The sequence below is a fragment of the Rhodanobacter soli genome (assembly GCF_039523495.1).
Taxonomy (GTDB): Bacteria; Pseudomonadota; Gammaproteobacteria; order Xanthomonadales; family Rhodanobacteraceae; genus Rhodanobacter; species Rhodanobacter soli.
The window spans coordinates 2,122,017-2,148,651 of record NZ_BAAAFK010000001.1 but is presented as its reverse complement, the minus strand read 5'-3'; the positions used below and the strand labels follow the sequence as shown (position 1 = coordinate 2,148,651).

28 protein-coding genes are annotated in these 26,635 nt (G+C 66.9%); 18 read left to right on the top strand and 10 right to left on the bottom strand.

What is annotated here, in order from left to right:
- From phaR to ABD024_RS09780, 6 genes are all read right to left on the bottom strand, one after another.
- A partial coding sequence (gene phaR, locus ABD024_RS09805; RefSeq protein WP_343852062.1) for a polyhydroxyalkanoate synthesis repressor PhaR occupies positions 1 to 385 on the bottom strand: 385 nt, incomplete at its 3' end.
- A gap of 82 nt (positions 386 to 467) precedes the next feature.
- Entirely contained in the window at positions 468 to 2,030 is a 1,563-nt protein-coding gene (locus ABD024_RS09800; protein WP_343852060.1) for a DHA2 family efflux MFS transporter permease subunit, read from the bottom strand.
- 11 nt (positions 2,031 to 2,041) lie between these two features.
- The gene (locus ABD024_RS09795; protein WP_343852058.1) at positions 2,042 to 3,250 is read right to left on the bottom strand and encodes an HlyD family secretion protein; all 1,209 of its coding nucleotides are present in this window, start codon (positions 3,248 to 3,250) and stop codon (positions 2,042 to 2,044) included.
- Positions 3,237 to 4,718, bottom strand: a complete 1,482-nt coding sequence (locus ABD024_RS09790; protein WP_343852056.1) for an efflux transporter outer membrane subunit — start codon at positions 4,716 to 4,718, stop codon at positions 3,237 to 3,239. The genes ABD024_RS09795 and ABD024_RS09790 overlap by 14 nt, the downstream gene beginning before the upstream one ends.
- Positions 4,719 to 4,729: 11 nt before the next feature.
- Entirely contained in the window at positions 4,730 to 5,254 is a 525-nt protein-coding gene (locus ABD024_RS09785) for a MarR family winged helix-turn-helix transcriptional regulator (RefSeq protein ID WP_343852054.1), read from the bottom strand.
- 80 nt (positions 5,255 to 5,334) lie between these two features.
- Positions 5,335 to 6,102 carry a TatD family hydrolase gene (locus ABD024_RS09780; protein WP_343852052.1) on the bottom strand — a complete coding sequence of 256 codons (768 nt, stop codon included), beginning with the start codon at positions 6,100 to 6,102 and terminating at the stop codon, positions 5,335 to 5,337.
- Between the two features lie 174 nt (positions 6,103 to 6,276).
- Here ABD024_RS09780 and ABD024_RS09775 point away from each other — a divergent pair, with 174 nt between their 5' ends.
- Both ABD024_RS09775 and ABD024_RS09770 read left to right on the top strand, forming a co-directional pair.
- Positions 6,277 to 6,864 carry a glycine zipper 2TM domain-containing protein gene (locus tag ABD024_RS09775; protein WP_343852050.1) on the top strand — a complete coding sequence of 196 codons (588 nt, stop codon included), beginning with the start codon at positions 6,277 to 6,279 and terminating at the stop codon, positions 6,862 to 6,864.
- Between the two features lie 28 nt (positions 6,865 to 6,892).
- Positions 6,893 to 7,396 carry an outer membrane lipoprotein gene (locus ABD024_RS09770; RefSeq protein ID WP_343852048.1) on the top strand — a complete coding sequence of 168 codons (504 nt, stop codon included), beginning with the start codon at positions 6,893 to 6,895 and terminating at the stop codon, positions 7,394 to 7,396.
- 75 nt (positions 7,397 to 7,471) lie between these two features.
- Here ABD024_RS09770 and ABD024_RS09765 read toward each other — a convergent pair whose 3' ends face one another.
- Positions 7,472 to 7,906: a cell wall hydrolase gene (locus tag ABD024_RS09765; protein ID WP_343852047.1), complete on the bottom strand. Its 435-nt coding sequence runs from the start codon at positions 7,904 to 7,906 to the stop codon at positions 7,472 to 7,474.
- Positions 7,907 to 8,384: 478 nt separating this feature from the next.
- Entirely contained in the window at positions 8,385 to 9,161 is a 777-nt protein-coding gene (gene ygfZ / locus ABD024_RS09760) for a CAF17-like 4Fe-4S cluster assembly/insertion protein YgfZ (protein ID WP_343852046.1), read from the bottom strand.
- Between the two features lie 160 nt (positions 9,162 to 9,321).
- Here ygfZ and ABD024_RS09755 point away from each other — a divergent pair, with 160 nt between their 5' ends.
- From ABD024_RS09755 to lpxK, 14 genes are all read left to right on the top strand, one after another.
- Complete coding sequence (locus tag ABD024_RS09755) at positions 9,322 to 9,489, top strand: DUF1674 domain-containing protein (RefSeq protein WP_343852044.1); 168 nt, start codon at positions 9,322 to 9,324, stop codon at positions 9,487 to 9,489.
- Between the two features lie 88 nt (positions 9,490 to 9,577).
- Positions 9,578 to 9,973 carry a succinate dehydrogenase, cytochrome b556 subunit gene (sdhC, locus tag ABD024_RS09750; protein WP_343852042.1) on the top strand — a complete coding sequence of 132 codons (396 nt, stop codon included), beginning with the start codon at positions 9,578 to 9,580 and terminating at the stop codon, positions 9,971 to 9,973.
- The gene (sdhD, locus tag ABD024_RS09745; protein ID WP_343852040.1) at positions 9,970 to 10,374 is read left to right on the top strand and encodes a succinate dehydrogenase, hydrophobic membrane anchor protein; all 405 of its coding nucleotides are present in this window, start codon (positions 9,970 to 9,972) and stop codon (positions 10,372 to 10,374) included. Before sdhC ends, sdhD begins: the two co-directional genes overlap by 4 nt.
- A 23-nt stretch (positions 10,375 to 10,397) precedes the next feature.
- Positions 10,398 to 12,185, top strand: coding sequence for a succinate dehydrogenase flavoprotein subunit (gene sdhA, locus ABD024_RS09740; RefSeq protein WP_343852038.1), 1,788 nt, complete (start codon positions 10,398 to 10,400; stop codon positions 12,183 to 12,185).
- 96 nt (positions 12,186 to 12,281) lie between these two features.
- Positions 12,282 to 13,064 (top strand): succinate dehydrogenase iron-sulfur subunit, encoded by a 783-nt coding sequence (locus ABD024_RS09735; RefSeq protein ID WP_343852036.1) that lies wholly within the window; start codon positions 12,282 to 12,284, stop codon positions 13,062 to 13,064.
- Positions 13,065 to 13,166: 102 nt separating this feature from the next.
- Positions 13,167 to 13,415, top strand: a complete 249-nt coding sequence (locus ABD024_RS09730; protein ID WP_343852034.1) for an FAD assembly factor SdhE — start codon at positions 13,167 to 13,169, stop codon at positions 13,413 to 13,415.
- Positions 13,387 to 13,824 (top strand): protein YgfX, encoded by a 438-nt coding sequence (locus ABD024_RS09725; RefSeq protein ID WP_343852032.1) that lies wholly within the window; start codon positions 13,387 to 13,389, stop codon positions 13,822 to 13,824. The genes ABD024_RS09730 and ABD024_RS09725 overlap by 29 nt, the downstream gene beginning before the upstream one ends.
- 98 nt (positions 13,825 to 13,922) lie before the next feature.
- Positions 13,923 to 15,164: a lipoprotein-releasing ABC transporter permease subunit gene (locus ABD024_RS09720; protein WP_343852030.1), complete on the top strand. Its 1,242-nt coding sequence runs from the start codon at positions 13,923 to 13,925 to the stop codon at positions 15,162 to 15,164.
- Between the two features lie 7 nt (positions 15,165 to 15,171).
- Positions 15,172 to 15,870 (top strand): lipoprotein-releasing ABC transporter ATP-binding protein LolD, encoded by a 699-nt coding sequence (gene lolD / locus ABD024_RS09715; protein ID WP_343852028.1) that lies wholly within the window; start codon positions 15,172 to 15,174, stop codon positions 15,868 to 15,870.
- A gap of 140 nt (positions 15,871 to 16,010) precedes the next feature.
- On the top strand, positions 16,011 to 18,311 hold the full coding sequence (locus ABD024_RS09710) for a DNA internalization-related competence protein ComEC/Rec2 (protein ID WP_343852026.1): 2,301 nt from the start codon (positions 16,011 to 16,013) through the stop codon (positions 18,309 to 18,311).
- Positions 18,312 to 18,367: 56 nt separating this feature from the next.
- Positions 18,368 to 19,072 carry a MotA/TolQ/ExbB proton channel family protein gene (locus tag ABD024_RS09705; RefSeq protein ID WP_343852024.1) on the top strand — a complete coding sequence of 235 codons (705 nt, stop codon included), beginning with the start codon at positions 18,368 to 18,370 and terminating at the stop codon, positions 19,070 to 19,072.
- A 10-nt stretch (positions 19,073 to 19,082) separates the two neighbouring features.
- Positions 19,083 to 19,514: an ExbD/TolR family protein gene (locus tag ABD024_RS09700; protein ID WP_343852022.1), complete on the top strand. Its 432-nt coding sequence runs from the start codon at positions 19,083 to 19,085 to the stop codon at positions 19,512 to 19,514.
- Complete coding sequence (gene msbA / locus ABD024_RS09695) at positions 19,511 to 21,295, top strand: lipid A export permease/ATP-binding protein MsbA (protein ID WP_343852020.1); 1,785 nt, start codon at positions 19,511 to 19,513, stop codon at positions 21,293 to 21,295. Before ABD024_RS09700 ends, msbA begins: the two co-directional genes overlap by 4 nt.
- A gap of 9 nt (positions 21,296 to 21,304) precedes the next feature.
- On the top strand, positions 21,305 to 22,288 hold the full coding sequence (gene lpxK / locus ABD024_RS09690) for a tetraacyldisaccharide 4'-kinase (protein WP_343852018.1): 984 nt from the start codon (positions 21,305 to 21,307) through the stop codon (positions 22,286 to 22,288).
- On the opposite strand, the gene hutI is transcribed toward lpxK, so the two are convergent.
- A complete protein-coding gene (gene hutI / locus ABD024_RS09685; protein WP_343852016.1) occupies positions 22,274 to 23,506 on the bottom strand; it encodes an imidazolonepropionase in 1,233 nt (410 codons plus the stop codon). The two genes, lpxK and hutI, sit on opposite strands and share 15 nt — an antisense overlap.
- A gap of 270 nt (positions 23,507 to 23,776) precedes the next feature.
- On the opposite strand from hutI, the gene ABD024_RS09680 reads away from it, so the two are divergent.
- The gene (locus ABD024_RS09680; RefSeq protein ID WP_343852014.1) at positions 23,777 to 24,310 is read left to right on the top strand and encodes a GNAT family N-acetyltransferase; all 534 of its coding nucleotides are present in this window, start codon (positions 23,777 to 23,779) and stop codon (positions 24,308 to 24,310) included.
- Positions 24,311 to 24,333: 23 nt separating this feature from the next.
- Here the strand turns inward: ABD024_RS09680 and ABD024_RS09675 are convergent, their stop codons facing one another.
- Entirely contained in the window at positions 24,334 to 25,893 is a 1,560-nt protein-coding gene (locus tag ABD024_RS09675) for a GNAT family N-acetyltransferase (RefSeq protein WP_343852012.1), read from the bottom strand.
- A gap of 92 nt (positions 25,894 to 25,985) precedes the next feature.
- On the opposite strand from ABD024_RS09675, the gene ABD024_RS09670 reads away from it, so the two are divergent.
- The coding region (locus ABD024_RS09670; RefSeq protein WP_343854617.1) for an amidohydrolase family protein at positions 25,986 to 26,635 on the top strand (650 nt) is incomplete at its 3' end.

The window sequence follows — 26,635 nt, the reverse complement described above, 5'->3', positions numbered from 1 at the left end:
TCAGGTCGTTCAGCGTGTTCCAGGGGGTCTGTCCCATCAGGCTGTTGAGCTGGCTGCGGAACTGCGTCTGCTGGTCCAGGAACACCTGCAGGCTGCGCTCCAGGTAAGGCCCCATGAAGCCCTGCAGCGAGTCGCCGTAGAAGCGGATGATCTGGCTGAGCAGCTGCGGCGACAGCATCGGCTGCCCCTTGTCCTCGTGCTCGGAGATGATCTGCAGCAGGACCGAACGGGTCAGGTCCTCGCCGCTCTTGGCGTCGCGGACTTCGAAGTCCTCGTTGTCCAGGACCAGCTGGCGAACCTCTTCCAGCGTGATGTAACTGGAGATCTCCGTGTCGTAGAGACGCCGGTTCGGGTACTTCTTGATGGTGCGTTTTGTTTGTGCCATGCGGCGAACGCTAGCAGAAGATATTGCGCCGCACCAGTCGTGGCCCGGGTGTTCATGCTGCAGCCGGTGGCTGCAGCAATGCTCAATGGCCGACTGCGCCACCCGCGCTGCCGAATGGCGGCTTGGCGAACCACAGCACCGGAATCAGCAGCACGAACAGGATCGCGCAGGCCCAGAACACGTCGTTCACCGCCAGGGTCAGCGCCTCGCGCGTCAGCAGCTGGTCGATCAGGCCCAGGCTCTGCGTGTGCGACAGCCCGCCATGCGACAACTGGCCGATGAACTCGGTCGCCGCCGGATGGCCGGGGCTGACGTATTCGGTCAGCGTGGCGTGGTGGGAGTCGCCGCGATGCTGCCACAGGGTCACCATGACCGCGGTGGACACGCTGGAGCCGATCGTGCGGCAGAAGTTGGACAGGCCCGAGGCGCTGGCGATCTGCTCCACCGGCAGGCCGGACAGGTAGACCTGGTTCAGCGGAATGAAGAAGCACGGGATCGCCAGGCCCATCACGAAGCGCGGCACCACCAGGGTAGAGAACGAGGCGGAGCTGTCGAACGTGGAAAACCAGTACGCGGTGCCGGCGAAGACCAGGAACGCGAACGTCACCACCGCGCGCAGGTCCAGCCGGTGCATGTTCTTGCCCAGGATCGGCGCGATCAGGAACGCCAGCACGCCGACCGGCGCGGTGGCCAGGCCAGCCCAGGTGGCGGTGTAGCCCAGGGTGATCTGCAGCCACAGCGGGAACACCACGTTGATGCCGAAGAATGCGAACATGCCCAGCGACAGGCTGATCACGCCGACGGTGAAGTTGCGCTGCTTGAACAGCGACAGGTCGACCACCGGATGCTTCGCGTGCAGCTCCCACACGATCAGGAAGGTGATGCAGATCAGCGCGATGAGGCCGAGGGTAAGGATCATCGGCGAGGCGAACCAGTCGTGGTCGTTGCCGTTGTCCAGCATGAACTGCAGGCAGCCCACGCCGACTACCAGCAGGGCCAGGCCGACCATGTCGATCGGCGCCTTGTAGGTCTTCGTCTCGCGTTTGCGCAACAGGCCCCAAGTGACCACCGCCGCCGCCAGTCCGACCGGCAGGTTGATGTAGAAGATCCACGGCCACGAGAAGTTGTCGGTCAGCCAGCCGCCGAGGATCGGCCCGAAGATCGGCGCCACCACCACGGTCATCGCCCACAGCGCCAGCGCGATGCCTTGCTTTTCCTTCGGGTAGTTCGACAGCAGCAGGGTCAGCGACAGCGCCACCATCGGGCCGGAACCGGCGCCCTGCAGCAGGCGGCCGATCACCAGCATCGGCATGCTGGTGGCCAGGCCGCACAGCATCGAGAACACCACGAACAGCAGCACCGAGCCGACGAAGGTCTTCACCTCGCCGAAGCGGCGCGCCAGCCAGCCGGTCAGCGGCTGCATGATCGCGCTGGCCAGCGCGTACGAGCTGATCGTCCAGGTGCCTTCGCTGGGGCTCACGCCGAGACTGCCGGCGATGTGCGGCACCGCGACGTTGACGATCGTCATGTCCAGCACCTCCATGAAGGTGCTGAACGCGACGGCGATGGTGAGCAGCGCCAGCGGGGCGCCGCGTAGCGGCTTCAGCGGGGCGTCGGGTGCGGCGTCGTTCGGCGTGGCGGCCATGAGGGTCCGGCTCAGTTCGCGGCGGTGGCGTGGGGCAGGTTGGCGCGGATGATCCGTTCCGCTTCCGCATCGGCCTTGCTGGCCATCTGGTCGTAGACGTCGGTCTGTGCCACCGGCCGCGGCGTCGACGTGCTGGGCAGCACGCTGCCCTGGTCATGGCGGATGTCGACGGTGACGTCGGTGGACAGGCCGATGCGCAGCGGATGCTTGTCCAGCTCCTTGTTGTCCAGCGCGATGCGCACCGGCACGCGCTGCACCACCTTGATCCAGTTGCCGGTGGCGTTCTGCGCCGGCAGCAGCGAGAACACGCTGCCGGTGCCGGCACCCAGGCCGATCACCTTGCCGTGGTACTCCGCGTCGCCGCCGTACAAGTCGGACACCACGGTTGCCGGCTGGCCGATGCGGATGTGGCGCAGCTGGCTTTCCTTGAAATTCGCGTCGATCCACAGGTCGTGCAGCGGTACCACGGTCATCAGCTGCTGGCCCGGCTGCACGCTGTTGCCCAGCTGCACGCTGCGCTCGGCCACGTAGCCGGACACCGGCGCGTAGATCGCGTTGCGCTGGGCGGCGACCCAGGCAGCACGGAAGTTCGCGCGGGCCTGCATCACCACCGGGTTCTGCGCCACGTCGGTGCCTTCGATGGCGGCATGCGCGGCGGCGGCCTGTGCCTCGGCCGCGTTTACCGCGGCGCGCGCCTGCTCCACGCCATCGCGCAGGTGCTGCACGATCTCCGGCGATTCGGCCTGGGCGGCGATCAGCGGCAGGCGTCGCTTGAGGTCGGCGTCGGCTTTCTTCAGGGCGAGCCGGGCCGCGACGACCTGGGCATCGGCGCTGGTCGCCGAGCTGGTCTGCTGGCGCACGCCGCGCACGGACTGGGCCAGCGCGCTGCGCGCCTGTGCCAGGCGGGTGTCGGCGTCGGTGCTGTCCAGTTTCACCAACACCTGGCCAGCCTCGACGTGCTGGGTATCGTCGGCGAGGATCGCCACCACCGTGCCCGGCACCTGCGCCGAGATCGCCACCTGGTTGCCGCCGACGTAGGCGTTGTCGGTCTTCACGCGGGTCGACAGCACGAAGAACCACAGCAGGAACCACAGCAATCCGGCCAGGACGAAGATGCCGGTCACGATCAGCAGCGCACGCCGACGCTTGGCCGGGTTCTTCGCGGCCAGGCCGTTGTCGCCGGTGTGGGCGGAGGACTTGGCGGATTCAGTGGCGCTCATGGTCGGCGGCTCCGGCGGAAACAGAAGGGGAAGGGGGGATGACGGCTTCGGCGGCAGCGCGATAGCCGCCGCCGAGCGCCTTGATCAGGGTCAGATCGGTGCTCAGCGCCTGTGCCTGCAACTGGGTCGCAGCGTCGCGTTGCTGCAACAGCGCGGCTTGCGCGCCCAGGCTTTCGCGCAGATCGCGCACGCCCTGGCGGGCTCGCGCCTGCGCATTCGCCAGCAGCCGCTGGTCGGCGTCGAGCTGGGCCTGCTGCTCGTGCTGGCGGGCGGCGACCTGCTCGGCGCCCAAGGCCTGCGTGGCCACTTCGCGCGCCGCGGTCAATACGGTGCTGTTGTACTGCGCCACCGCGGCGTCGAGCTGGGCCCTGCTCACGCCGTAGTTGGCCTCGAGCGCGCCACCGTTGAAGATCGGCAGGTGCAGCGCCGGGGTCAGCGCGAACGTGCGGCTGCCGGCGGTGAGCAGTTTGCCCAGGTCGATGCTGGACAGGCCGGCGAGAGCGGTAAGGCTGATGTCGGGGAAGAACTCGGCGCGCGCGGCGTCGGTCTGCTTCAGCGCCGCCTCGACCTGCCAGCGGCTGGCGGCGATGTCGGGGCGGCGCGCGATCAGGTCCAGTCCGCCGTTCGCCGGTATGCCGCGCTCGATCGTCGGCAATGGCCGCACCTGGAGTTCGGGCAATTCGGCCGGCGCGACGTCGAGCAGCGAGGCCAACGCGGCGCGGCGGATCTTCGCCGAGCCGTCGAGCGCCACGCGCATCTCGCGTATCCCGGCCAGCTGGGCCCGAGCCTTCTGCGCCTCGTCGGGCAGGTCCACGCCCTGGCGCACGCGCAGCTCGGCGATATGGGTGAATTGCTGTTGCGTGGCCAGCAACTGGTCGGCCAGTTGCAGCCGCGCCTGGTCGGCCTGCCAGCCGAAGTAGGTGTCGGCGACGGCGTATTGGATCGCCAGCGCGGCGGCGCTGCGCTGTGCCTCGGCAGCGCGTGCCTGGTCCAGTGCGGCTTCCATCGTCGCGCGCTTCTTGCCCCACCAGTCGAAGTCGTACTGCAGTTGCACGCCGAGGTCGGCCTGGTTGTACCAGCTGAAGCCGAGGAACTGGCTGGGAATGAGTCCGTGGTCGCTCAACCGCTGGCGCGACACTTGCGCGCTGCCGTTGACCGACAGCCCAAGTTGCGCCGCAGCCAGCTTCGCCGACTGTTCGGCGTGCTGCACGCGACTCTGCGCCAGCGCCAGGTCCGGCGACTGCTGCATGGCGCGATCCATCAGGCCATCCAGTTGCGGGTCGTCGTACTGGTGCCACCACTGGGCGGCTGGCCAGCCGGCGCGGACGGGAGCCTGCAGGCCGGCCAGCGGTGCGTCGTCGCGCAGCGCGGGGGCGCCGAGTCGGGCCGGTGCGGCGGCGCAGCCGGCCAGCGTCAGCAGGATCGCGGCAGCCAGCGCCGTGCGGCCGCGGAGCGGGGCATGCTTCATCAGGGCTTCCTTCATGAACGGCGGTTTTCGCCCAGCTGGTCGAGGTTGCCGGCCAGCTTACGCAGCAGGCGGTCAAGATGGCGTTTGTCGGTATCGCTGAAGCCGGCAAACATGATGGCGACGCGAGGAAACATCGGCGGCAGCATCTTCTGCACGAAACGCCGCCCGGCCGGGGTGATGCGGATCAGCACGCGGCGCCGATCCTCTTCGCTGCCGCCGCGGGTGATCAGCCCGCGCTTGACCAGCGCGTTCGCGATGCGGGTCATGTTGGTGGCGCCCTGGGAGGTGTATTCGCACAGCTCGCCCGGGGTCGAGCTGCCGTCCGGGCGGCTGTACAGGATCATCAGGGTCAGGAATTCGCTGTGGTTGAGCTTGTGCGGCTTCAGCTTGAATTCGAGTTCTTCCTCGATGTCGTCGCCCAGCATCAGCATCAGCCGGCACAGCCGCGCTTCAAGCGCGGGCATCTGCGGGATGATCTGGCTGATCCGGCCGATACCCTCGTCCATCATCGTGATGCAGTTTGTCAGGCGTGCCATTTCACTGACTCATAGTTCACCAGTGAAATAAAAACTAGCAAATCCCGATCACCGTTTGCAAGTGACGGATGGCATGTGCGTCAGTCGAACCGGAACAGGCGGCGGGCGTTGGCGCTGGTGGCGGCGGCAATGTCGGCCTCCGACTCGTCGCGCAGTGCCACGATACAGCGCAGCACTTCGGCGACATGGCTCGGCTCGTTGCGCTTACCGCGGTGGGCGGCGTCGGGCTGGTCCGGGGCGTCGCTTTCGAGCAGCAGGAACTCGATCGGCATGTGCGCCACGATCCGGCGCAGGCGCTGCGCGCGCTCGTAGGTCACCGGGCCGCCGATGCCCAGATGGAAGCCCAGGTCCCACAGTTGCCGCGCCTGCTGTTCGCTGCCGGAAAAGCTGTGCACCACGCCGCGCAGACCGCCGCTGCGGCGCAGGGTCAGGGTGACTTCCTCCAGCGCGCCGCGGGCATGCACGATCACTGGCAGGTCGTGTTCACGCGCCAGTTGCAGCTGGCGCAGGAAGTAGTGCCGCTGCAGTTCACGGTCGAGACCGTCCACATGGAAGTCCAGGCCGATCTCGCCGACTGCCACCGGATGGCTTTCGTTCAGCCATGAAGACAAAGCGTCGACATGTTCCGGCGCATGCTGGGGCAGGAACAGCGGGTGCAACCCGTAGGCGGGGTGCAGGCCGGCGTGACGGGCACAGAGGTCTCTGATCGTCGGCCAACTGTCGGCGTCGACGGCAGGAACGATCATCGTGCCGACCCCGGCTTGGCGGGCGCGTTCGATGACCGCGTCGCGATCGCCGGCGAAGGCGTCGTCATCGAGATGGACGTGGCTGTCGACGAGCTGGGACATGGTTCGTTTTTCGTGCACTGGCAGAGAGTTCCGCGGCTTCCGCGTGAAGATAATGTAACGAGCGTGAGCTAGCTGCGATTCAGTTGGACAACGGTTCAATGGCTACGCAGGTTATTGCGCAGGCGCAACAAGCACCCGGCAATGCCGCCAGATCAAACAGAGGAGAGGGTTGTGATGAACAGGTTGACAGTCAATGTACTCAATATTGCCGTCGCGGCGGCACTAGCGACCGGCCTCTCGGCCTGCAACCGCAATGCGGACGCAGGTATTTCCAGCGCTTCCGCCGATGCGGGCGCCAGCGCGAGTAGCGATGCCGGAGTCAAGTACGCCAAGGTGGTCAGCGTCGACCCGGTGCGCTCGACGGTGAACAAGCCGAAGCAGGTCTGCCACGACGAGACAGTCACGCAGACCGCGCCGCCGAAGGACGAACACCGCATCGCCGGCACCGCGATCGGTGCGGTGGTCGGTGGCCTCGTCGGCAACCAGGTGGGTGGCGGCAAGGGCAAGACGCTGGCCACGGTGGCCGGTGCGGTCGGCGGTGGTTATGCCGGCAACCGCATCCAGGCCAGCCGCCAGCATGCCCAGGTGAGCTCGTCGGTGGAGCGCAAGTGCGAAACCGTCAACAACACCAGCACCAAGATCGTCGGCTACGACGTGCGCTATGAATACAACGGTGTCACCCGCACGGTGCGCATGGACCACGATCCGGGTGACCGGGTGCAGGTACAGGAAGGCGTGACGGCTGTGTCCGACGCTCACTGAAACAATCCCCGAGAATGGAAGTGACCTCATGAATGCACTGACCAGCAAATTCGCCCTGACCGCCGCGATGACTGCCGGCCTGGCTCTCGCCGGCTGCGCCACCGCACCGTACGGCAATAACGGCAATTACGACCGCGGCTACCAGGGACAGCAGAACGGTGGCTACGGATACAACGACCGCAACGTGCGCTGCCAGACTTGCGGCGTGGTGCAGGAGGTGCAGCAGGTCTACACCGACGGCGGCGGCAATGGCGGCACGCTGGGGGCGATCATCGGCGCAGTTGCCGGTGGCGTGCTCGGCAATCAGGTCGGCAAGGGTGATGGCCGGAAGGCTGCCACCGTGGCCGGCGCGGTGGCCGGCGGTGTCGTCGGCAACCAGGTCGGCAAGCACAGCGGCGGCAACGACGTCGCATGGCGCATCGTGGTGCGGCTGGACAATGGCCAGTACGCCACGGTGACCCAGCGCGAGAATCCCGGCGTCCGCAACGGCGACTACGTCGAAGTGCGTGGCGACCATGTTTACGCGCGCTGATTAAAGACGTCTGGACGTCCAAAAATGAAAGGCCCTCGAAAGAGGGCCTTTTTTGTTTCGTCGTTGATGCGCGGATCAGTTCACCGCGTAGAACGCATGTTCACCGATCGTCACGCTGGGGCGGTTGCGCGACCATGCCGGCGAGATCGCGGTCGTGGCGAAATGGTCGGCGCGCGGCACCAGCATGCGGCGCTGCGCCACAGGCAGTTGCCAGTTCTGGATCGACAGGCCGGCCACCTTCCACGCCTTGTGGAAGGCTTCCAGGTTGGTGATCTCGAACGAGCCGGACGTGGTCGTCGTGGCGAACTGGTGAGGCGAAGTCACTACCTTGCACACGGTGTCGCCCCAGCGGCCGCGATCGCGGCGGCGCAGCGCCACCTCTGCCACGGCGAGCTGGCCGTTGGTCGATTCGCTGCGCGCCTCGAGGTAGACGGTGGTGGCCAGGCAGGCCTGGTCGGCAACGGGCTGGGGCATCAGGGTCGTCAGCCATAACAGCATGGAAAGTTTCATGGTTCTGCCTCCAACGTGCTGTACGCGCAAAGCAGACTGCAGCTTCGTGCGCCGTTGCGGTGGACGGGCGGGCAGGCCGTTCCACCTGGATCAATCGCCGTGGCCGAAACTTGTGGCCAGGACGCTTTGCCACGGGATTGTGGCGAGTCGAACGGCGGTTCGGGCCGATCGGGGGATTTGATTGTTGTCGGGCGTTGCGCGGCCGCGTTGGCCGTGTTGCCTTCGACTACTACGCACTCGTTGGCTGCGAGGCGTTATTCCATCCGGCGATGTTGCCGCCGGGTCGCGCCGATTCGGATTCATCCGGTTCGTCGCGTACATCGACACCCCGTGTTCCGGATGTCGCGATATTCGATCGGCGGAGCCTAGTGGCGGAATCTGCCGCTGGCAAGTGCCGGGCTGTCGAAGTTCATCTGACGCTCACGATTCGTTGACAAACGCGATGACGAATAAACGGCGTCGTCGCGACATGTATCGATCATGCCGGCCATGACGTGACGAGTTTCATCACGAAGTTGTCGTCGAGTGCGGGCGCATGCGTGTCGCTGGCTTGCGCCACCACGTCGTCGCTCAACACGGCGAGCGCCTCGATGCCATCGTCCGTCGCGATGCTTTCGAGAATGCAGCCGACCTCGCGTCCGCCGCTACGCAGTACATCGCCGGCATTCGCTGCTTGCGACAAAATGACGCGATGCAGGTGGCGTTTGTGTCCGCCGCGGAAATGCAGTCGCGCAACGATTTCCTGGCCCGGGTAGCAGCCCTTGTCGATGGCGACCGCGTGCAGTCGCTGCAGCGACAAGGCTGGCGGCAGCAGCTCGTTCAACAGTTGCGTCGGCAGCCACGGCCAGCCTGCACGCAACTGCGGTGAGCACCATGCGTCGTCGCCGTTTCCGAGGGTCGTGACGCGCAGGCTGTGCGTGTCGCAGCCGAATGACAACGTCGTGTCGTCGTCCACGATGATGGTGTGCAGCGGCAGCGTCGGGCCGGTCGCGAGAGTGCGCGGCGGCAGCGCGGTCACGCTGACTTTCGAACGGAACACGAAACGCCGCAGCGCATCGGCCATCACGGCGGCGCCGCCGCCGCGCAGCAGCAGCAGGTAGCGGTCGTCGGTGAGGCGGGCCAGATGGAACAGCGCGCGCACGCGTCCCTGCGGATCGAGCCATGCACTGAATTGCCACTGGCCGGTGGCGAGCGAGCTGACCGCGCTGCTGAACTGCGCATGCGCGAAAGTCGTCGCGTCGGGGCCTTCGATCAACAGGGTTTCGGCAGGATGGTATGTCGGCATGAGTCAGGCAGAGTTGGGGGCAGGTGGCTTCAGGCACAAGTGCGATACGGCAGTCGCGACTTCGCTGGAGCATGGCGCATGGTTGTACTGCACTGCCGCAAGTATTAACCTTTGACGGCTTACAAAAACCATGTCCGATACCTTATCTCCCATCGAGTCCACACCGGCTTCCGTTTCGACGGAAACAACTACCGTGCCTGTCGGCCCGGCAGCGGACAAGGCATCAGGGGAGCGGCCGGCCCCCGATCCCACGCGTTATGGTGATTGGGAAAAGAACGGGCGCTGTATCGACTTCTGAACGACCGTAACGGCGCTTGCCGCCGTCGCGTATCAGGGCAGGGGCAGGTGCAGCATGGACATCAGCGATTCCACACAGGATAGCCGCCATGGCAGATACGCAACGACCGCTCTCCCCGCATCTGCAGATCTACAGGAAGCAGGTGCAGATGATGACCTCCATCACGCACCGTGCCACCGGCATCGCGCTGGCTGTCGGCACCTTGCTGGTGGTCTGCGGCCTGCTGCACCTTGCGGCTGGTGAGGAGAGCTTCAACCACTTCAAGGGCATCATCGGCAGTCCGGTTGGCCTGATCCTGCTGCTCGGCTGGAGCTGGTCGCTGTTCTATCACCTGTGCAACGGCATCCGGCACCTGGTGCAGGATGCCGGCCTCGGTTACGAGATTCCCCAGTTTGTCCGCTCCAGCTGGCTTTCGGTCGCCGGCAGCATCGCGCTCACGGTGCTGGTGTGGGCTTATGTATGGATGGCCGGAGGTGCGGCATGAGCACGAAGGACTCGGCCGTGAAAGACCGGCGCAACCCGTTGAAGATTGCCCGCGGCCTGGGCTCGTCGCAGTCCGGCGTGGGCCACTGGTGGACCCAGCGGGTGACCGCTGCGGCACTGGTACTGCTGGGGATCTGGTTCGTGGTCACCGTGCTGTGCCTGCTGCACGCCGACTACGCCACCGCGCGCGCCGCCGTGGCGAAGCCGTGGAACGCGTTGCTGCTGATCGCTTTCGTGCTCACCATGTTCTGGCACGCCGTGCTTGGCCTGCAAGTAGTGATCGAGGATTACGTGCACACCCGCTGGAAGGAAGTCGTCCTGCTGGTGGCAATCAAGTTCCTCGCGGTGCTGGGCGCACTGGCTGGTGTGCTGGCCGTTCTGCGCATTGCGCTGACCCCCTAAGACAAGACGCGAGGCCAGGATTCATGGAAAGCTACAAGGTTCAGCAGCATCTTTATGACGTGATCGTGGTCGGCGCCGGTGGCGCCGGTCTGCGCGCCACCTTCGGCCTGGCCGAGAAAGGCCTCAAGGCCGCCTGCATCACCAAGGTCTTCCCGACACGCTCGCACACGGTGGCAGCACAAGGCGGTATTGCTGCTGCGCTGGGCAACATGAGCGAGGACAACTGGCGCTTTCATTTCTACGACACCGTGAAAGGTGGCGACTGGCTGGGTGACCAGGACGCGATCGAATACATGTGCAAGCACGCACCGGAAGCGGTGATCGAGTTGGAACACTACGGCGTGCCGTTCTCGCGCACCGAGGAAGGCACGATCTACCAGCGTCCGTTCGGCGGCATGACCACGCACTACGGCAAGGGCACCGCGCAGCGCACCTGCGCGGCCGCCGATCGTACCGGTCACGCGATGCTGCATACGCTGTATCAGCAGGCACTGGCGCACGACGCCACGTTCTTCGTCGAGTATTTCGCGACAGACCTGATTTTCGACGAAGAGGGTGTTTGTCGCGGCGTGCTCGCGCTGGACTTGAACGAAGGCACCCTGCATTTCTTCCGCGGCCAGGCCGTGGTGCTGGCCACCGGCGGCTACGGCCGCGCCTACTTCAGCGCCACCTCGGCGCATACCTGCACCGGCGACGGCGGCGGCATGGTCTTGCGCGCGGGCCTGGCGCTGCAGGACATGGAGTTCGTGCAGTTCCACCCCACCGGCATCTATGGCGCCGGCTGCCTGATCACCGAAGGTTCGCGTGGTGAAGGTGGCTATCTGACCAACTCCGAAGGCGAGCGCTTCATGGAGCGCTATGCACCCAGCGCGAAGGACCTGGCTTCGCGCGACGTGGTCAGTCGCGCCATGACGATCGAGATTCGCGAGGGTCGTGGCGTCGGCGAGCACAAGGATCATCTGCACCTGAACCTGATGCACCTTGGTCCGGACGTGCTGCACGAGCGGCTCCCGGGCATTTCCGAATCGGCGCGCATCTTCGCCGGCGTGGACGTGACCAAGCAGCCGATCCCGGTGCTGCCGACGGCGCACTACAACATGGGCGGCATTCCCACGAACTATCATGGTGAAGTCGTGCAGAAGCGCGGCGACGACGTGGATGCCGTGGTGCCGGGCCTGTTTGCGATCGGCGAGGCCGCTTGCGTGTCTGTCCATGGCGGCAATCGACTGGGTTCCAATTCGTTGCTTGATATCGTGGTTTTTGGCCGCGCCGCAGCATTCCGCTGTGCCGAGCTGATCCAGCCTGGCGCCCCGCACAAGGATTTGCCCGCCAATGTGCTGGACAAGGCGCTGGCTCGTTTCGACGCGATCCGTCATGCAAACGGCAACACCCCGACGGCGAAGATTCGTAACACCATGCAGCGCACGATGCAGAAAGATGCCTCCGTGTTCCGTACCGGCGAGTCCCTGGCCGAAGGCAGTCAGCGGATCTCCGAGGTCTTCGAGATGTTCAAGGACGTCAAGGTTTCGGACCGTTCGCTGATCTGGAATTCCGACCTCGTCGAAACGCTGGAGTTGTCCAATCTGCTGGCGCAGGCCGTGGCAACGATGCACTCGGCCGCGCAACGCGAGGAGAGCCGCGGCGCCCATGCGCGCGAGGATTTCCCTGAGCGCGATGACGAGCATTGGCTCAAGCACACGCTGGTGTGGGTCGACGAAGCCGGCAAGTCGCGTTTCGACTTCCGCCCGGTGCACATGAATCCGATGACCGACGAGGTCGCGGCCGTGCCGCTGGCAAAACGCGTCTATTGATCCATCGCCGTGGCTCCGGCTGCGGCGCGATGGAAAAGCATCAGGTTGTACGGTCGGGGCGCAAGCCCTCCTGCAGAAAGTTGAAGGGTTCAGCACATGGCAGAGTTTTCGCTCCCCAAGAATTCCAAGATCCAGCCGGGCAGGCACTATCCGGCCAAGGATGCGAAGAAGCCGCGTACCTTCCGCATCTATCGCTGGTCGCCGGATGACGGACAGAACCCGCGCATCGATACCTACGAGGTCGACCTGGCCGCGTGCGGCCCGATGGTTCTGGACGCGCTGCTGAAGATCAAGAACGAGATCGATCCCACGCTGACCCTGCGTCGTTCCTGCCGCGAGGGCATCTGCGGTTCGTGCGCGATGAACATCGATGGCACCAACACGCTGGCCTGCATCTGCGCGATCGACAGCGTCGCCAGTGGCGACGTGAAGATCTACCCGTTGCCGCACATGCCGGTGGTGAAGGATCTGATTCCGGATCTGACCCACTTCTATGCGCAGTTCGCCTCGATCAAGCCGTGGATCCGCACGGAGAGCGCCGCACCGGCTCGCGAGCGCCTGCAGTCGCCGGAAGAGCGCAAGAAGCTCGACGGTCTGTACGAGTGCATCCTGTGTGCCTGTTGCTCGACCAGCTGCCCGAGCTACTGGTGGAACGGCGACAAGTACCTGGGCCCGGCGATCCTGCTGCAGGCCTACCGCTGGATCGTCGACTCGCGCGACGAAGCCACCGGCGAGCGCCTGGACGACCTGGAAGATCCGTTCAAGCTGTACCGCTGCCACACCATCATGAACTGCACGCGCACCTGCCCGAAGGGCCTCAACCCGGCCAAGGCGATCGCCGAGATCAAGAAGCTGATGGTGGAGCGGCGCTCGGCCTGATCGTGCCGTGCATGGTTCGACAACGACAGGCCGCCGCGTGCGGCCTGTCGCGTTGTGGCAGCGGCTACACTTGGCATGCATGGATACCGACTGAGCCCCGTGATGGATGAAGCCCGCATCAAGCGCCTGCGCTGGCGCACCCGCCGCGGCACGCGCGAACTGGACGCCCTGTTCGGCGGCTGGCTAGACGAGCGCTTTGCCGGCGCGGACGAAGCGCAACAACAGGCGTTCGACGAACTGCTCGACGTGCAGGACCCGGACCTGTGGGACTGGGTGATGGGTCGCGCGCGCCCGGAGCGAACAGACTGGCAGGCGATCATCGATGACATCCGCGCCCGCCATCGGCTTTGAATACCGGCCGTCGCGACTGCTGCGGCGAACCCTGATCGTGGTCGCCGCCCTGGCCATCCTTGCCGTGGCGCTGAGTGCGCTGGCTGCGTGGCTGAAGCTGCTGCTGGCGACAGCCGTGTCGCTGGCGACCTGGCATGCGCTTCGCCGCCTGGCCACAAACCCGATCGCGGCGGCCGGCTGGAGCGCCGACGATGCCTGGACGTTGCGCCTGACCGACCACGAGGATGTGCCGGCCACGCTGGCCTCGTTCCGGGTACTCGGCGCGTTCGTGCTGCTGCGTCTGCAGACGGCGGAGCGTGGCGTGCAGATGCTGCTGCTGGCACCGGACAACAGTGACGCGGACATCCGTCGGCGCCTGCGCATGCGGCTGGCCACGATCCAGCCGGGCGAAGCCGTGCCGCGCCTGTGATCGGCCGGCAACTTCGCCAACGCAGCGCGGTCTGACCGAATACCTGATAATGGACGACCGGGCGGCCCGCCCTGCGACTCTCGACAAGCGACCCGCCCATGTTTCGACCGCTCGAACTTTTCATCGGCCTGCGCTACACCCGTGCCAAGCGGCGCAACCAGTTCATCTCGTTCATCTCCACCGTGTCGATCGTGTGCATTGCGATCAGTGTGATCGCGCTGATCACGGTGATGTCGGTGATGAACGGCTTCGACTACCAGATGCGCTCGCGCATCCTCGGCGCGATCTCGCACGCCACCGTGTCCGGCATCGGCGAGAGCGTGCAGGACTGGCCGCGCGCATTGCAGATTGCCGAGGCCAACCCGCACGTGCTGGGCGCCGCGCCGTACGTGGAGAGCGAGGCGATGCTGCTGGCGCGGCGCTCCAGCGGCGCGCTGGTGCGCGGCATCGAGCCGGCGCAGGAACCGAAGGTCGTCGACATCGACAAGCACATGCTCGAGGGCAAGCTGAGCGAACTGACCCCGGGCAGCTGGAACATCGTGCTGGGCCGCGAACTGGCGATGACGCTCGGCGTGGCGGTCGGCGACCGCGTCACCATGGCGGTGCAGCAGCTGCGCGCGTCGCCGATGGGCAGCGTGCCGCGCATGCGCAGCTTCCACGTGGTGGGTACGTTCGAGCTGGGCATGGAGCAGTTCGATTCCGGCCTGGCCCTGGTCAACATGAGCGACGCCCAGAAACTCAACGACCTCAGCGGTCCCACCGGCATCCGCCTGCGCCTGGACGACCTGTTCAATGCGCGCCCGGTCGCCACCGAACTGGCCGATCAGCTCGGCCAGGTCTACCGGGTGCAGACCTGGATGGACACCAACGCGAACCTGTTCGCCGCGCTGTCGATGGAAAAGATGGTGATGTTCATCATCCTGTCGCTGATCATCCTGGTCGCGGTGATCAACCTGATCTCGATGCTGATGATGCTGGTCACCGACAAGCAGGCCGACATCGCGATCCTGCGCACGCTCGGCGCCACGCCGCGCAGCATCATGGGCATGTTCATGGTGCAGGGCGTGCTGGTGGGCTTCGTGGGCATCGGCTTCGGCGTGGGCTTCGGCTCGCTGCTGTCGTGGAAACTGCCAGGCATCATCAAGTGGATCGAGCACACTTTCCACGTCACCTTCCTGTCGCCGGACGTCTACTACATCAGCGAGGTGCCGAGCCGCCTGGACTGGCAAGACGTGGGCTGGACCGCGCTGCTGACTTTCGCGTTCTCGCTGCTGGCCACCCTCTATCCCGCGTGGCGCGCTTCGCGCACGCAGCCGGCGCAGGCGCTGCGCTATGAATAAGGCCGTCATGAATTCCCGGACTGAAAACGTGCTGCGTGCCAGCCACGTCGCCAAGACCTATGACGAAGGCGGCCTGCGCACCGAGGTGCTGGGCGACGTCAACTTCATGCTGAAGCGCGGCGAGACGATGGCGATCGTCGGTGCTTCCGGTTCGGGCAAGAGCACCTTGCTGCACATCATCGGCGGCCTCGACACGCTGACTGCCGGCGAGGTGGAAGTCGATGGCCGCGTGCTGTCGAAGCTGTCCGACGCCGAACGTGGCCGCGTGCGCAACCGTTCGCTCGGCTTCATCTACCAGTTCCACCACCTGCTGCCCGAGTTCACCGCGCTGGAGAACGTGTGCATGCCGCTGCTGATCCGCGGCACCGCGATCGCCGAGGCGCAGAAGCAGGCCATGGCCTTGCTGGAGCGAGTCGGTCTGGGCGGGCGCACGCACCACAAGCCGTCCGAGCTGTCCGGTGGCGAACGCCAGCGTTGCGCGGTGGCGCGCGCGCTGGTGACCAAGCCGGCCTGCGTGCTCGGCGACGAGCCCACCGGCAACCTCGACGAGGGCAATGCCGCGCAGGTCTACGCGCTGATGCTGGAACTCAACCGCGAGATCGGCACCAGCTTCGTGCTGGTCACCCACGATCCGCACCTGGCGGCGAAGATGGATCGCACCCTGGTGCTGCACAACGGCGTGTTGCAGGAAAGCCTGAGAGTCTGACGCTGTTGCTCCTTTCTCCGTGGCGCCGGCGAGGGAGCCAACCCCGTGCTTTCAGGCGGGCGCCTACACGCTTTTCATCTTCATCGCTGCCGCCACCACGCTAGGCTCGGACTCTTCCAGGATGGAACGAGGCACGCGACATGGCGCGACTGGGGGCGATCACGGCGGCGTCGGCCTTGCTGGCCGGCGTGCTGCTGGTGCAGTGGTTGCCGCAATTGCCGCCGCACTGGAGCCTGGCCCTGTTGCTGCTGGCGGCTGCGTGGCTGGCCTGGCGTTGCCCGCGTTGGCGCTGGCTGGCCTGGCTGCTGTTCGGCATCGTATGGGCGGCATGGCGTGGCGGCGTGGCGATGGATGCGCGGCTGCCGCGGGCGCTGGAAGGACGCGATTTCGTGGTCGTCGGCACGATCGCCGACCTGCCGCTGGCGCACCCGGATGCCAGCCGCTTCACGCTGCAGGTGGAACGGGCCACGCTGGACGGCCAGCCGGTTGCGCTGCGCGGTCGCGTCACGGTGTCCTGGTATGACGGCGCGCCGCCGCTGCGGCCGTGTTCGCGCTGGCGCTTGTCGCTGCGTCTGAAGCGACCGCGCGGACTGCTCGATCCCGGCGGTGCCGACAGCGAACGTTCGGCGCTGGAGCGCGGCATCGTCGCCACCGGCTACGTGCGCGACGATCCCGACAACGCGCCACTGGCCGGCGCGCGCTGGTGCGTCGACGGGGTGCGCGACACGGTGGCCCGCGGCATTGCGGCACGCGTGCGCGACCGGCATGACGCGGCCCTGCTGCAGGCGTTCACGGTCGGCGACACGCGCGGGTTGCAACAGCGCGACTGGGCGGTGGCGCGCGCGAACGGTGTATCGCACCTGATCGCGATCTCCGGCTTCCACGTCGGCGTGGCGGCGGTGTTCGGCGTGTGGCTGGCGCTGCTGGCCTACGCGTTGTGGCCGCGGCTGGGCCTGTGGCTGCCGCGGCCGCAGGCGCAGGCCGCGGCGGCGCTGCTGGTGGCCGCGGTGTACAGCGCGCTGGCCGGCTTCGGCCTGCCCACGGTGCGGACCCTGCTGATGATCGCGGTGGTGGCGCTGGCGCGCTGCAGCCGTCGCGGCAGCAGCGGCGCGCAGTCGCTGGCGCTGGCGATGATTGCGATCCTGCTGGCCGATCCGCTGGCGGTGCTGGCGGCGGGCTTCTGGCTGTCGTTCGTCGGCGTGGCGTTCCTGATGCTGTGCCTGCAGTCGCGCGGCCGCGGCCTGCGCGCGTTCCTGCACGAGTTGTCGGCCGGGCAGCTGGTGATGACGGTGGCGCTGTTGCCGCTGACCTTGTGGTTCTTCGGCCAGGCTTCGCTGGTCGGCGCGCTGTCGAACCTGATCGCGGTGCCGGTGGTCAGCTTCGTGATCGTGCCATGCGCCTTGCTCGGCATGCTGTTGCTGGGCCTGTGCCCGCCGCTGGCCGCGCCGGTGCTGTGGCTGGCCGCGCGAATCGCCCATGCGCAATGGTGGCTGCTGGAGCAGATGGCGACGTGGCCCGGCGCGCACTGGTATCTGCCCGCGGTGCACGCGCCTGCGCTGCTGCTGGCCGTGCTCGGCGCGCTATGGCTGTTCCTGCCGCGCGGCGTGCCGCTGCGCGGGCTCGGCCTGCTGCTGTTCCTGCCGCTGCTGTGGCCGCCATTGCCGCGGCCGGCGGAGGGTGCCTTCCAGGTGTGGGTGCTGGATGTGGGGCAGGGCTTGTCGGTGCTGCTGCGCACCCGCGAGCACGTGCTGGTCTATGACGCCGGCGCGCGTTATCCGTCCGGCTTCGACCTGGGCGAGGCGGTGGTGTTGCCGTCGATCCACGCGCTGGGCATCGGCCGGCTGGACATGCTGATGATCAGCCATGGCGACAACGACCATGCCGGCGGGGCCGAAGTGGTCGCCGACGCCTTCCCTGACGCGCAGCGCCTTACCGGCGAGCCGTCGCGGATGCGCGTGCCGATGCAGCAGTGCGTGGCCGGGCAAGCATGGCAATGGGATGGCGTGCACTTTCGCGTGCTGAACCCGGCTCGTGGTGCGGGCGACCGCGACAACGACAGCTCCTGCGTGCTGCTGGTCGAGGGGCGTGGCGGGCGCCTGCTGCTGACCGGCGACATCAGCTCGAAGGTGGAGCCGCAGGTGGCGGCGGCACTCGGTCCCGGACCGCCGCCGGTGATGCTGGTGCCGCACCACGGCAGCAAGACCTCGTCCAGCGCCGCCTTCATCGCCGCCGTGCGACCGCGGCTGGCGCTGGTGTCGGCGGGCTGGCACAACCGCTTCGGCCATCCGAAGCCGGAGGTGCTGGCGCGCTACGCCGACGCCCATGTACCGGTGTTCGATACGGCCCGGCAGGGTGCGATGGTGCTGGATTTCCCCGCCGCCGCGCCGCCGCGGCGCGCGCCGGGCTGGCGCCAGCGGCAGGCGCGCTACTGGCGCGAATGAAGGGTCAGGCGGGGAATGCCACGCATGCCGCAGTACAGCGGGACGAGACTGCTATCATGCGCGCTTCCTGTCAGGTCGCGCGTTGGGGTCGAAAAGTGCTGGAAATTCTGTTGGCTGGCGGCTGGGCGCTGGCGCCCATTCTGGTCTGTTCGGCGGTGGCTTTGGCGATCGTGCTGGAGCGGTGCTGGACGTTGCGCCGCAAATCGGTGCTGCCACCGGGCCTGGGCGACGAAGTGCGCCAGTGGGCGCGTTCCGGCCAGCTCGACCCGAAACATATCGAGACGCTGGCCAGCGGTTCGCCGCTGGGCGAGCTGCTGGCCGCTGCGCTGACCGTGCGCCGGCAACCGCGCGAGCTGATCAAGGAACGCATCGAGGACACTGGTCGCCATGTGATCCACCGGATGGAACGCTACCTCAGCACACTGGGCACGATCGCGCTGATCGGCCCGCTGCTGGGCCTGTTCGGCACCGTGATCGGCCTGATCCGCATGTTCATGGAAGTGATGGCCGGCGGCATCGGCGACCCGGCCAAGATGGCGGGCGGCATCGGCGAGGCGCTGATCTGCACCGCGGCGGGCCTGACCGTGGCGATCCCGGCGTATGTGCTGCACCGCTACTTCCGTTCGCGCGTGGCCGGCTATTGCGTGGAAATGGAAAAACAGGCCACCGCCCTGCTCGACGACCTGACCCTGACTTCCGTCGCGGCGGCACCCGTACGGCCGCGGCGCGCGCCGGTACCGACCGCGCCGAGCGCGGGCTGAGCGCGCACCGATGCGTATCGGCAACGATCGCCGCGGCGACGAATTCGAGATCAACGTGATCCCGTTGATCGACGTGTTGCTGACCCTGCTGATGTTCTTCGTGCTGACCAGCACGTTCATCCAGCACTCGCGATTGCAGGTGACCCTGCCGCAGGCGAGCACGCAGGATCGCGACATGAATGCGCAGGCGCTGACGATCATGATCGACCACGACGGTCGTTTCTTCGTGGGCAGCGACGAGGTGATGGGCGAGGGCATCGAGGCGCTGAAGCAGACCATCGCGCGCAATGCGGGCGACGACCGCGAACGCCCGGTGACGATCCGTGCCGACGCGATGACGCCGAACCAGAACGTGGTCACCGCGATGGACGCGCTGGGCCAGCTCGGCTTCACCCGGCTGTCGATCGCCACCACGCCGAGCAAGCCGGGTAGTCAGCAGTGAGCAGCCCGAAAAGCGGGGTGTGGGATGCCGAAAGCTGGCGCATCTACCGGCGCCTGCTTGGCTACACCCGCCGTTACTGGATGATCGGACTGGTCACCCTGGTCGGCATGGCGGTGGACGGCGGCGGCCTGGTGGTGTTCACCAAGCTGCTGCAGCCGCTGATCGATCAGCTGTTCGCGCACAAAGACCCCTATCTGATCTTCTGGATGCCGATCTGGATCATCGCCATCTTTGCGGTGCGTGGCGTGGGCACTTTCGTCAGCAGCTACGGCATCGCCTATATCGGACGCAACGTGGTGCAGGTGATGCAGCATGACGTGTTCGCTGCCTACCTGCGGCTGCCGGCGGCGTTTTTCGGCGCCGAAGCCTCCGGCCACCAGGTTTCCCGCATCACCTACACCAGCGAGCAGGTGGCCTCGGCATCCACCGATGCAGTGAAGATCGTGGTGACCGAAGGCGTCACCGTCATCGGCTGCCTGTACGTGATGCTGTACTACAGCGCTTACCTGACGATGGCGTTGTTGATCATGGTGCCGGCGATTGCGTTGATCGCCACCGTCGTCAGCCGCCGCTATCGCCAGATCAGCCGGCGCATCCAGGGAATGATGGGTTCGGTCACCGGCACGGTGGAGGAGTCGGTCGGGGCCCATCGCGAGGTACGCATTTACGGCGGCCAGCCGCATGAGGCGACGCGGTTCAACGAGGTCACCCAGCGCGCGAAGCGGCTCAACCTGAAGATTGCGGCCACCAACGCCACGTCGAGTACCGCGATCCAGACCGTGGCGGCATGTGCGCTGGCCGCGCTGGTCTACCTGGGTACGCGGCCGTCGGTGATCGATGGCATTTCGCCGGGCGTGTTCGTCGCCGTGCTGACCGCGATGGGCACCATGATGCCGTCACTGAAACGGCTGACCACAGTGCAGGCGAACATCCAGCGTGGCCTGTCCGCCGCCACCGACCTGTTCGAGATCATCGACATGCCGCCGGAGACCGATGCGGGTCGCCGGAACATCGTGCGGACGCGCGGCGACATCCGTTTTGAAGATGTCCGCATGGCTTATCCGCGCGGCGAGTTCGAGGCCTTGCGCGGCGTGGACCTGCATTGCGCGCCCGGCACGGTGACCGCCCTGGTCGGCCGCTCCGGCAGCGGCAAGAGCAGCCTGGCCAGCCTGCTGCCGCGCTTCTACGAGCCCAGCGCCGGACGCATCGTGCTGGACGGCGAGGACTATCGGGAATACACGCTGGCCTCGCTGCGCCGGCAGATCGCCTGGGTCGGACAAAGCGTGGTGCTGTTCGACGACACCGTGGCCAACAACATCGCCTACGGCGAACTGGCCGGGGCCAGCGAAGCGGACATCGTTGCCGCCGCCGAGGCGGCGAATGCGATGGAGTTCATCGCGCGCATGCCGCAGGGCATCCACACGCCGATCGGGCAGAGCGGCAACACGCTGTCCGGCGGCCAGCGCCAGCGCATCGCGATCGCCCGCGCGATCCTCAAGAACGCGCCGATCCTGGTGCTGGACGAGGCGACCAGTGCGCTCGATACCGAATCGGAGCAGCTGATCCAGCAGGCCCTGCAGCGCCTGATGCGCGACCGCACCACCCTGGTGATCGCGCATCGCCTGTCCACCGTCGAGGGTGCCGAGCAGATCGCCGTGATGGATCAGGGCCGCATCATCGAGCGCGGCACGCACGCCGAACTGATCGCGCTGGGCGGGCAGTACGCCGCGCTGCACCGGATGCAGTTCCACGACCACGCCGTCGGTCCCGGCAGCGACTGAGGATCGACCATGGCGCTGATCGACACGCTCGAATCAGCCTGGTACGGCAGCGGCCGGGCACCCTGGTGGACGTGGCCGTTGGCGGCGTTGTACGGCGGCGTGACCCGGCTGCGCAGCCTGCTTTACCGGATCGGCTGGTTGCGCAGCGTGCACCTGCCGGCACCGGTCGTGGTGATCGGCAATATCAGCGTCGGCGGTACCGGCAAGACGCCGTTGACGATCGCCGTGGTCGCCGCCTTGCGTGCACGCGGCTATCGGCCCGGCGTGGTCAGCCGCGGCTACGGCGGCAGCCAGCGTGAACCAACGTTGCTGGGCGACGCGCCGGATCCGGCGCAGGTCGGCGACGAGCCCTGCCTGATCCACGCCAGCGGCGTGCCGGTGGCGGTGGGGCGCGACCGTCCGGCGGCAGCACAACTGCTGCTGGACGCCGGCTGCGACGTGCTGATCGCCGACGACGGTCTGCAGCACTACCGCCTGGCCCGCGACGTGGAAATCTGCGTGATCGACGGCGTGCGCCGCTTCGGCAACCGCCGGCTGCTGCCGGCCGGGCCGTTGCGCGAACCGTTGAGCCGGCTGCAGCGCGTCGACCTGCGCGTCTGCAACGGCGGCGTGGCCGAGGCAGGCGAATATCCGATGCAACTGCGCGGCGGTGACGTGGTCGCTCTGGACGACGGTCGCACGCAGGCACTGGCGGACTTCAGCGGCCAGCGCATCCACGCGGTGGCGGCGATCGGCAATCCGCGGCGTTTTTTCGACAGCCTGCGTGCTGCCGGCATCGAAGTGATCGAGCATGCCTTCGCCGACCATCACGGCTTCACTCGGGCGGACCTGGATTTCACGGATGGCTTGCCGGTGCTGATGACCGACAAGGATGCGGTCAAATGCCGCCGGTTCGCCCAGCCGCACTGGTGGCGGGTGCCGGTGCGCGCCGAGTTGCCGACAGCGTTCTTCGATGCCGTGGCCGCGCGGATCGAAGCATCACGTCGGCACTGATTCACCGCCGATCCATATCTTCCGCACCAGCGCACCGCCGATCCAGTAGCACAGCTCGGCAGGCTGGCGTGCGTTCCACGCCACCAGGTCGGCGCGCTGACCCACCGCCAGCGTGCCGCGGTCGTGCAGGCCTAGCGCACGGGCCGCGTTCACGGTGATGCCGCGCAGCGCTTCTTCCGGGGTCAGCCGGAACAGCGTGCAGGCCATGCCGGCGGCCAGCCTCAGCGACAGCAGCGGCGAGGTGCCGGGGTTGCAGTCGGTGGCGATGGCGATCGGCACGCGGTGCTCGCGCAGCGCCGCGACCGGCGGCAATTGCGTCTCGCGCAGCGCGTAGAACGCCCCGGGCAGCAGCACCGCGACGGTGCCGGCAGCGGCCATCGCCGTGATGCCGGATTCGCCGAGGTGTTCCAGGTGATCGGCGGAAAGGCCGCCGTACTCGGCGACCAGCGCGGCGCCGCCGAGATCGGACAACTGCTCGGCGTGCAGCTTCACCGGCAGGCCGAGCTGCTTCGCGCGCTCGAACACCCGGCGGGTTTCCTCGCGGCTGAAGCCGATGCCTTCGCAGAACGCATCGACCGCATCGACCAGGCCCTCGGCGGCGAGCGCGGGCAGCATGGCGTCGCAGACCAGCGCCACGTAGTCGTCGCGCCGATCCCGGTATTCCGGCGGCAGCGCATGCAGGCCGAGGAAGCTGGTGCGGGCCGTGATGCCCAGTTCGCGGCCGAGTCGGCGCGCCACGCGCAGCATGCGGCGCTCGCTGTCGAGATCCAGCCCGTAGCCGGACTTGATCTCCAGCGTGGTCACACCGTCGGCCAGCAGCGCCTGGGCGCGCGGCAGCGATTGTGCGAACAGTTGCTCCTCGCTGGCGGCGGCACGGGTGGCGTTGACGCTGGAGGCGATGCCACCGCCGGCGCGTGCGATGTCCTCGTAGCTGGCGCCGTTCAGGCGCAGCTCGAATTCGTGGGCGCGGTCGCCGCCAAAGACCAGGTGGGTGTGGCAGTCGACCAACCCCGGCGTGACCAGCGCGCCGTCCAGCGACTCCACCGTGGCGGCGAGGGCGACCGGAGCATCCGGCAGCTCATCCTGCCGGCCGACCCAGGCGATGCGGCCGTGATGTAGCGCGATCGCGCCGCGCCCGATCAGGCCGTAGGGCTCGTCGCCGGCAAACGTGGCCAGGGTGGCGTTCAGCAGCAGGCGGTCCCAGCGTGGTTCGGTCATCGTTTCATTCCTTCATGGCTGGGGTGCGCCCGAACCGCCGGCATGGCGAGCTGGTGCAGGCGGTCGTGCGCGGTCGATTCCTCGTGCGATTATCGCAGAGGTTCCCGGCGCCACCAGAGCCCGTTCACGAATGGCGTCCGGGCGGTGGGTATTCCTGCGCCACGCCACGCTTTCGCCACCGCGATCCGCGAGTGCCGGCTAACATCGGCAGCCTGCATCGGTTCCCGCTGTGGAGCAGGCCCACCATGCCAGACGACCCCGGAGCCGGCGATGTCATCCATTCGGTACGCAAAACCTTCCGATGCGAAAAGGCTGGCCGCGTTGGCCGAGGCAACTTTCCGCGACACCTTCGGCAGCGTGAACGCCGTGGAAGACATGAATCTTCATTGCCGGGCCAGTTACGGCGAAGCCATCCAGTCGGCAGAGATCTCGAACGCCGGCATCGCCACTCTGCTCTGCGACGAAGGTGGGAATCTGGCAGCGTTTGCGCAGCTTCGCTGGTCCGCCGCGCCAGCTTGCGTCTCCGCGCAAAACCCGGGGGAGATTCAAAGGCTTTACGTTGCGAAGTCGTGGCACGGAAAGGGTATGGCGCATGACTTGATGGCAGCGTGCATCGGGGAAATGGAAAATCGGAAATCCGATGTGGTCTGGCTTGGCGTATGGGAGCGAAATCCGAGAGCCATAGCCTTCTACAAGAAATTCGGGTTTGTCGAGGTTGGCGACCATGTCTTTCCCTTGGGCACCGATCCCCAGCGCGACATCATCATGAGTCGCCTTGTTTCCAACCGGCCTCCAGGCACCTGACCGCACCCTCGCGGTTGCATCCGTCAGCGCGGCCGCCAGCGCGTCTCGTACAGGTCGAAGCGGCGATCCTTGAGGTTCTGCACCGCGCCGGCGTTGCGCGCGCGGGCCAGGCTTTCCAGGCGCAGGTCGGCGAACAGCACGGTCTCGATGTTCGGCGTCGAATCGGCGGCGACGCCGTCGCGGGCGAAGCCGAAGTCGCTTGGGGTGAGGATGCAGCTCTGGCCGTACTGGATGTCGAAGTTGTTGACGCCGGGCAGGTTGCCGACGTTGCCGGACAGCACCACGTAGCACTGGTTCTCGATCGCCCGCGCTTGCGCGCAGTAGCGCACGCGCAGGTAACCCTCGCGCACGTCGGTGCAGAACGGCACGAACAAAATCAGCGCGCCCTGATCGACCAGATGCCGCGCCACTTCGGGAAACTCCGCGTCGTAGCAGATCATCACGCCGATCGGGCCGCAGTCGGTGAGCACGGTGGCCGCGCTGTCGCCGCCGATGATGTTCCACACGTTGCGCTCGCTCGGTGTCGGGTGCAGCTTCTCGCGCTCGTGGATCGAGCCGTCGCGCAAGCACACGTAGCAGACGTTGTGGATGTCGCCGTTGGCCTGCTCGGTAGGGTGCGTGCCGGCGATGATGTTGATGTTGTAGTGCACGGCCAGCCGGCTGAAGAGTTCCTTCACCTGCGGCGTGTAGTGGCTGAGCTTGCGGATCGACTCCACCGGCGACAGCTCGGTGTTCTCGATCGACAGCAACTGCAGCGTGATCAGCTCGGGGAACGTGACGAAATCGGCGCTGTAGTCGGCGGCGATGTCGGTGAAGTATTCGACCTGGGTGGCGAACTCCTCGAACGAGGTGATCCGGCGCTGCTGGTATTGCACCGAAGCCACCCGCACCGAATCGGGCAGCAGCCGGGCCGAGGTGATCGGCGGGATATCCGGCTGGTCGAGCAATTGCGGGTTGCGCCACACCATGTGCACCGCGTAACCCAGCGACTCGTGATCGGACGGCACGTAGCCGCGCAGGATGCCGATCACCTCGAAACCGTTCGACAGCTGGAAGCTCAGCGTGAGGTCGCGCCGCTTGCCTTCCACCACCGCTTGCACGTACGCCTCGGGGTTGCCGTAGCGCGCGAGGTTCTTCGCCAGGCCGGGGATGCGCCCGCCGAACACGATGCCGCGCAACTTCAGGTCCATGCACAAGCGCTTGCGCGCCTGGTACAGCCGCTGGCCGATGCGCATGCCGCGGTAGTCCGGATGCACCACCACTTCCATGCCGTACAGCCAGTTGCCGTCCGGCTTGTGGCGCGAGCCCATGCCGCCGCCGGTGATCTGCATCCAGGTATGCGGCGCCAGCGCGGTGGCCTCGTCGATGCGGAAGGTGGCGCAGTAGCCCACGATCACGCCTTCGTACTCGACCACGAACTGGCCTTCGGGGAAATGCGTCTGCTGCGAACGCAGCATCTCCACCGAGTGGCCCCATTCGTCCGAGTAAATCCGCGCGGTGAGGTCGGCAAGCTGGGGTACATCGCCCAGTACCGCCTGTCGCAACAACAGCTTCGGGGTGTTTTCGAGAGTTTTCTTGGCCATCCGAGCATTATGCATAGCGCGAAACACGCCTGAGTGAAGGCGCTTTCTTCCACCCGTTACACTGCGCGGCATCGTCCACGGGAGTCGTCTGCATGAGCATCCACGCCGCCGTTCGGCAATTTCGGGCAGGCCAGCTATGGCGCGCCGATGGTTGGCATGCCGACGCAGCGCTTGCCGTGGGCGCCGACGGCCGCTTGCACGAACCGGCCGATCACGATGGCGAGATGATCGGCAACTGGGTGCTGCCGGGCATGCCGAACCTGCATTCGCATGCGTTCCAGCGCGCGATGGCCGGCCTGGCCGAGCGCAAGGGCAGGGCCGACGACAGCTTCTGGAGTTGGCGTGAGACGATGTATGCGTTCGCCGCGACGATCGGTCCGGACGAGCTGCAGGCGATCGCCGCCCAGCTCTACGTCGAGATGCTCAAGGCCGGCTACACCCGGGTCTGCGAATTCCACTACCTGCACCATCAGCCGGACGGCACGCCGTACGCGCAGCCGGAGGCGATGTCGTTGGCGCTCGTCGAGGCCGCGCGCGAGGCCGGCATCGGCCTGACCCTGCTGCCGGTGCTGTACATCAGCGGCGGTTTCGACGGCCGTGCACTCAGCGTGCGCCAGCGCCGCTTCGGCCACGCGGTCGACGCCTACCTGCGCCTGCTGGAAACGCTGCGCCGGCAGGAGAGCGAAGACGTCTGCGTCGGCATCGCCCTGCATTCCCTGCGCGCGGTGCCGGAGCAGGCACT

What these genes read in the sequence shown, in the direction of transcription:
- ABD024_RS09800 (WP_343852060.1), bottom strand. Translation starts at nt 2,030, where the DNA reads ATGGCCGCCACGCCGAACGACGCCGCACCCGACGCCCCGCTGAAGCCG.
- ABD024_RS09795 (WP_343852058.1), bottom strand. Translation starts at nt 3,250, where the DNA reads ATGAGCGCCACTGAATCCGCCAAGTCCTCCGCCCACACCGGCGACAAC.
- ABD024_RS09790 (WP_343852056.1), bottom strand. Translation starts at nt 4,718, where the DNA reads ATGAAGCATGCCCCGCTCCGCGGCCGCACGGCGCTGGCTGCCGCGATC.
- ABD024_RS09785 (WP_343852054.1), bottom strand. Translation starts at nt 5,254, where the DNA reads ATGGCACGCCTGACAAACTGCATCACGATGATGGACGAGGGTATCGGC.
- ABD024_RS09780 (WP_343852052.1), bottom strand. Translation starts at nt 6,102, where the DNA reads ATGTCCCAGCTCGTCGACAGCCACGTCCATCTCGATGACGACGCCTTC.
- ABD024_RS09775 (WP_343852050.1), top strand. Translation starts at nt 6,277, where the DNA reads ATGAACAGGTTGACAGTCAATGTACTCAATATTGCCGTCGCGGCGGCA.
- ABD024_RS09770 (WP_343852048.1), top strand. Translation starts at nt 6,893, where the DNA reads ATGAATGCACTGACCAGCAAATTCGCCCTGACCGCCGCGATGACTGCC.
- ABD024_RS09765 (WP_343852047.1), bottom strand. Translation starts at nt 7,906, where the DNA reads ATGAAACTTTCCATGCTGTTATGGCTGACGACCCTGATGCCCCAGCCC.
- ABD024_RS09755 (WP_343852044.1), top strand. Translation starts at nt 9,322, where the DNA reads ATGTCCGATACCTTATCTCCCATCGAGTCCACACCGGCTTCCGTTTCG.
- sdhC (WP_343852042.1), top strand. Translation starts at nt 9,578, where the DNA reads ATGGCAGATACGCAACGACCGCTCTCCCCGCATCTGCAGATCTACAGG.
- sdhD (WP_343852040.1), top strand. Translation starts at nt 9,970, where the DNA reads ATGAGCACGAAGGACTCGGCCGTGAAAGACCGGCGCAACCCGTTGAAG.
- sdhA (WP_343852038.1), top strand. Translation starts at nt 10,398, where the DNA reads ATGGAAAGCTACAAGGTTCAGCAGCATCTTTATGACGTGATCGTGGTC.
- ABD024_RS09735 (WP_343852036.1), top strand. Translation starts at nt 12,282, where the DNA reads ATGGCAGAGTTTTCGCTCCCCAAGAATTCCAAGATCCAGCCGGGCAGG.
- ABD024_RS09730 (WP_343852034.1), top strand. Translation starts at nt 13,167, where the DNA reads ATGGATGAAGCCCGCATCAAGCGCCTGCGCTGGCGCACCCGCCGCGGC.
- ABD024_RS09725 (WP_343852032.1), top strand. Translation starts at nt 13,387, where the DNA reads ATGACATCCGCGCCCGCCATCGGCTTTGAATACCGGCCGTCGCGACTG.
- ABD024_RS09720 (WP_343852030.1), top strand. Translation starts at nt 13,923, where the DNA reads ATGTTTCGACCGCTCGAACTTTTCATCGGCCTGCGCTACACCCGTGCC.
- lolD (WP_343852028.1), top strand. Translation starts at nt 15,172, where the DNA reads ATGAATTCCCGGACTGAAAACGTGCTGCGTGCCAGCCACGTCGCCAAG.
- ABD024_RS09710 (WP_343852026.1), top strand. Translation starts at nt 16,011, where the DNA reads ATGGCGCGACTGGGGGCGATCACGGCGGCGTCGGCCTTGCTGGCCGGC.
- ABD024_RS09705 (WP_343852024.1), top strand. Translation starts at nt 18,368, where the DNA reads ATGCGCGCTTCCTGTCAGGTCGCGCGTTGGGGTCGAAAAGTGCTGGAA.
- ABD024_RS09700 (WP_343852022.1), top strand. Translation starts at nt 19,083, where the DNA reads ATGCGTATCGGCAACGATCGCCGCGGCGACGAATTCGAGATCAACGTG.
- lpxK (WP_343852018.1), top strand. Translation starts at nt 21,305, where the DNA reads ATGGCGCTGATCGACACGCTCGAATCAGCCTGGTACGGCAGCGGCCGG.
- hutI (WP_343852016.1), bottom strand. Translation starts at nt 23,506, where the DNA reads ATGACCGAACCACGCTGGGACCGCCTGCTGCTGAACGCCACCCTGGCC.
- ABD024_RS09680 (WP_343852014.1), top strand. Translation starts at nt 23,777, where the DNA reads ATGTCATCCATTCGGTACGCAAAACCTTCCGATGCGAAAAGGCTGGCC.
- ABD024_RS09675 (WP_343852012.1), bottom strand. Translation starts at nt 25,893, where the DNA reads ATGGCCAAGAAAACTCTCGAAAACACCCCGAAGCTGTTGTTGCGACAG.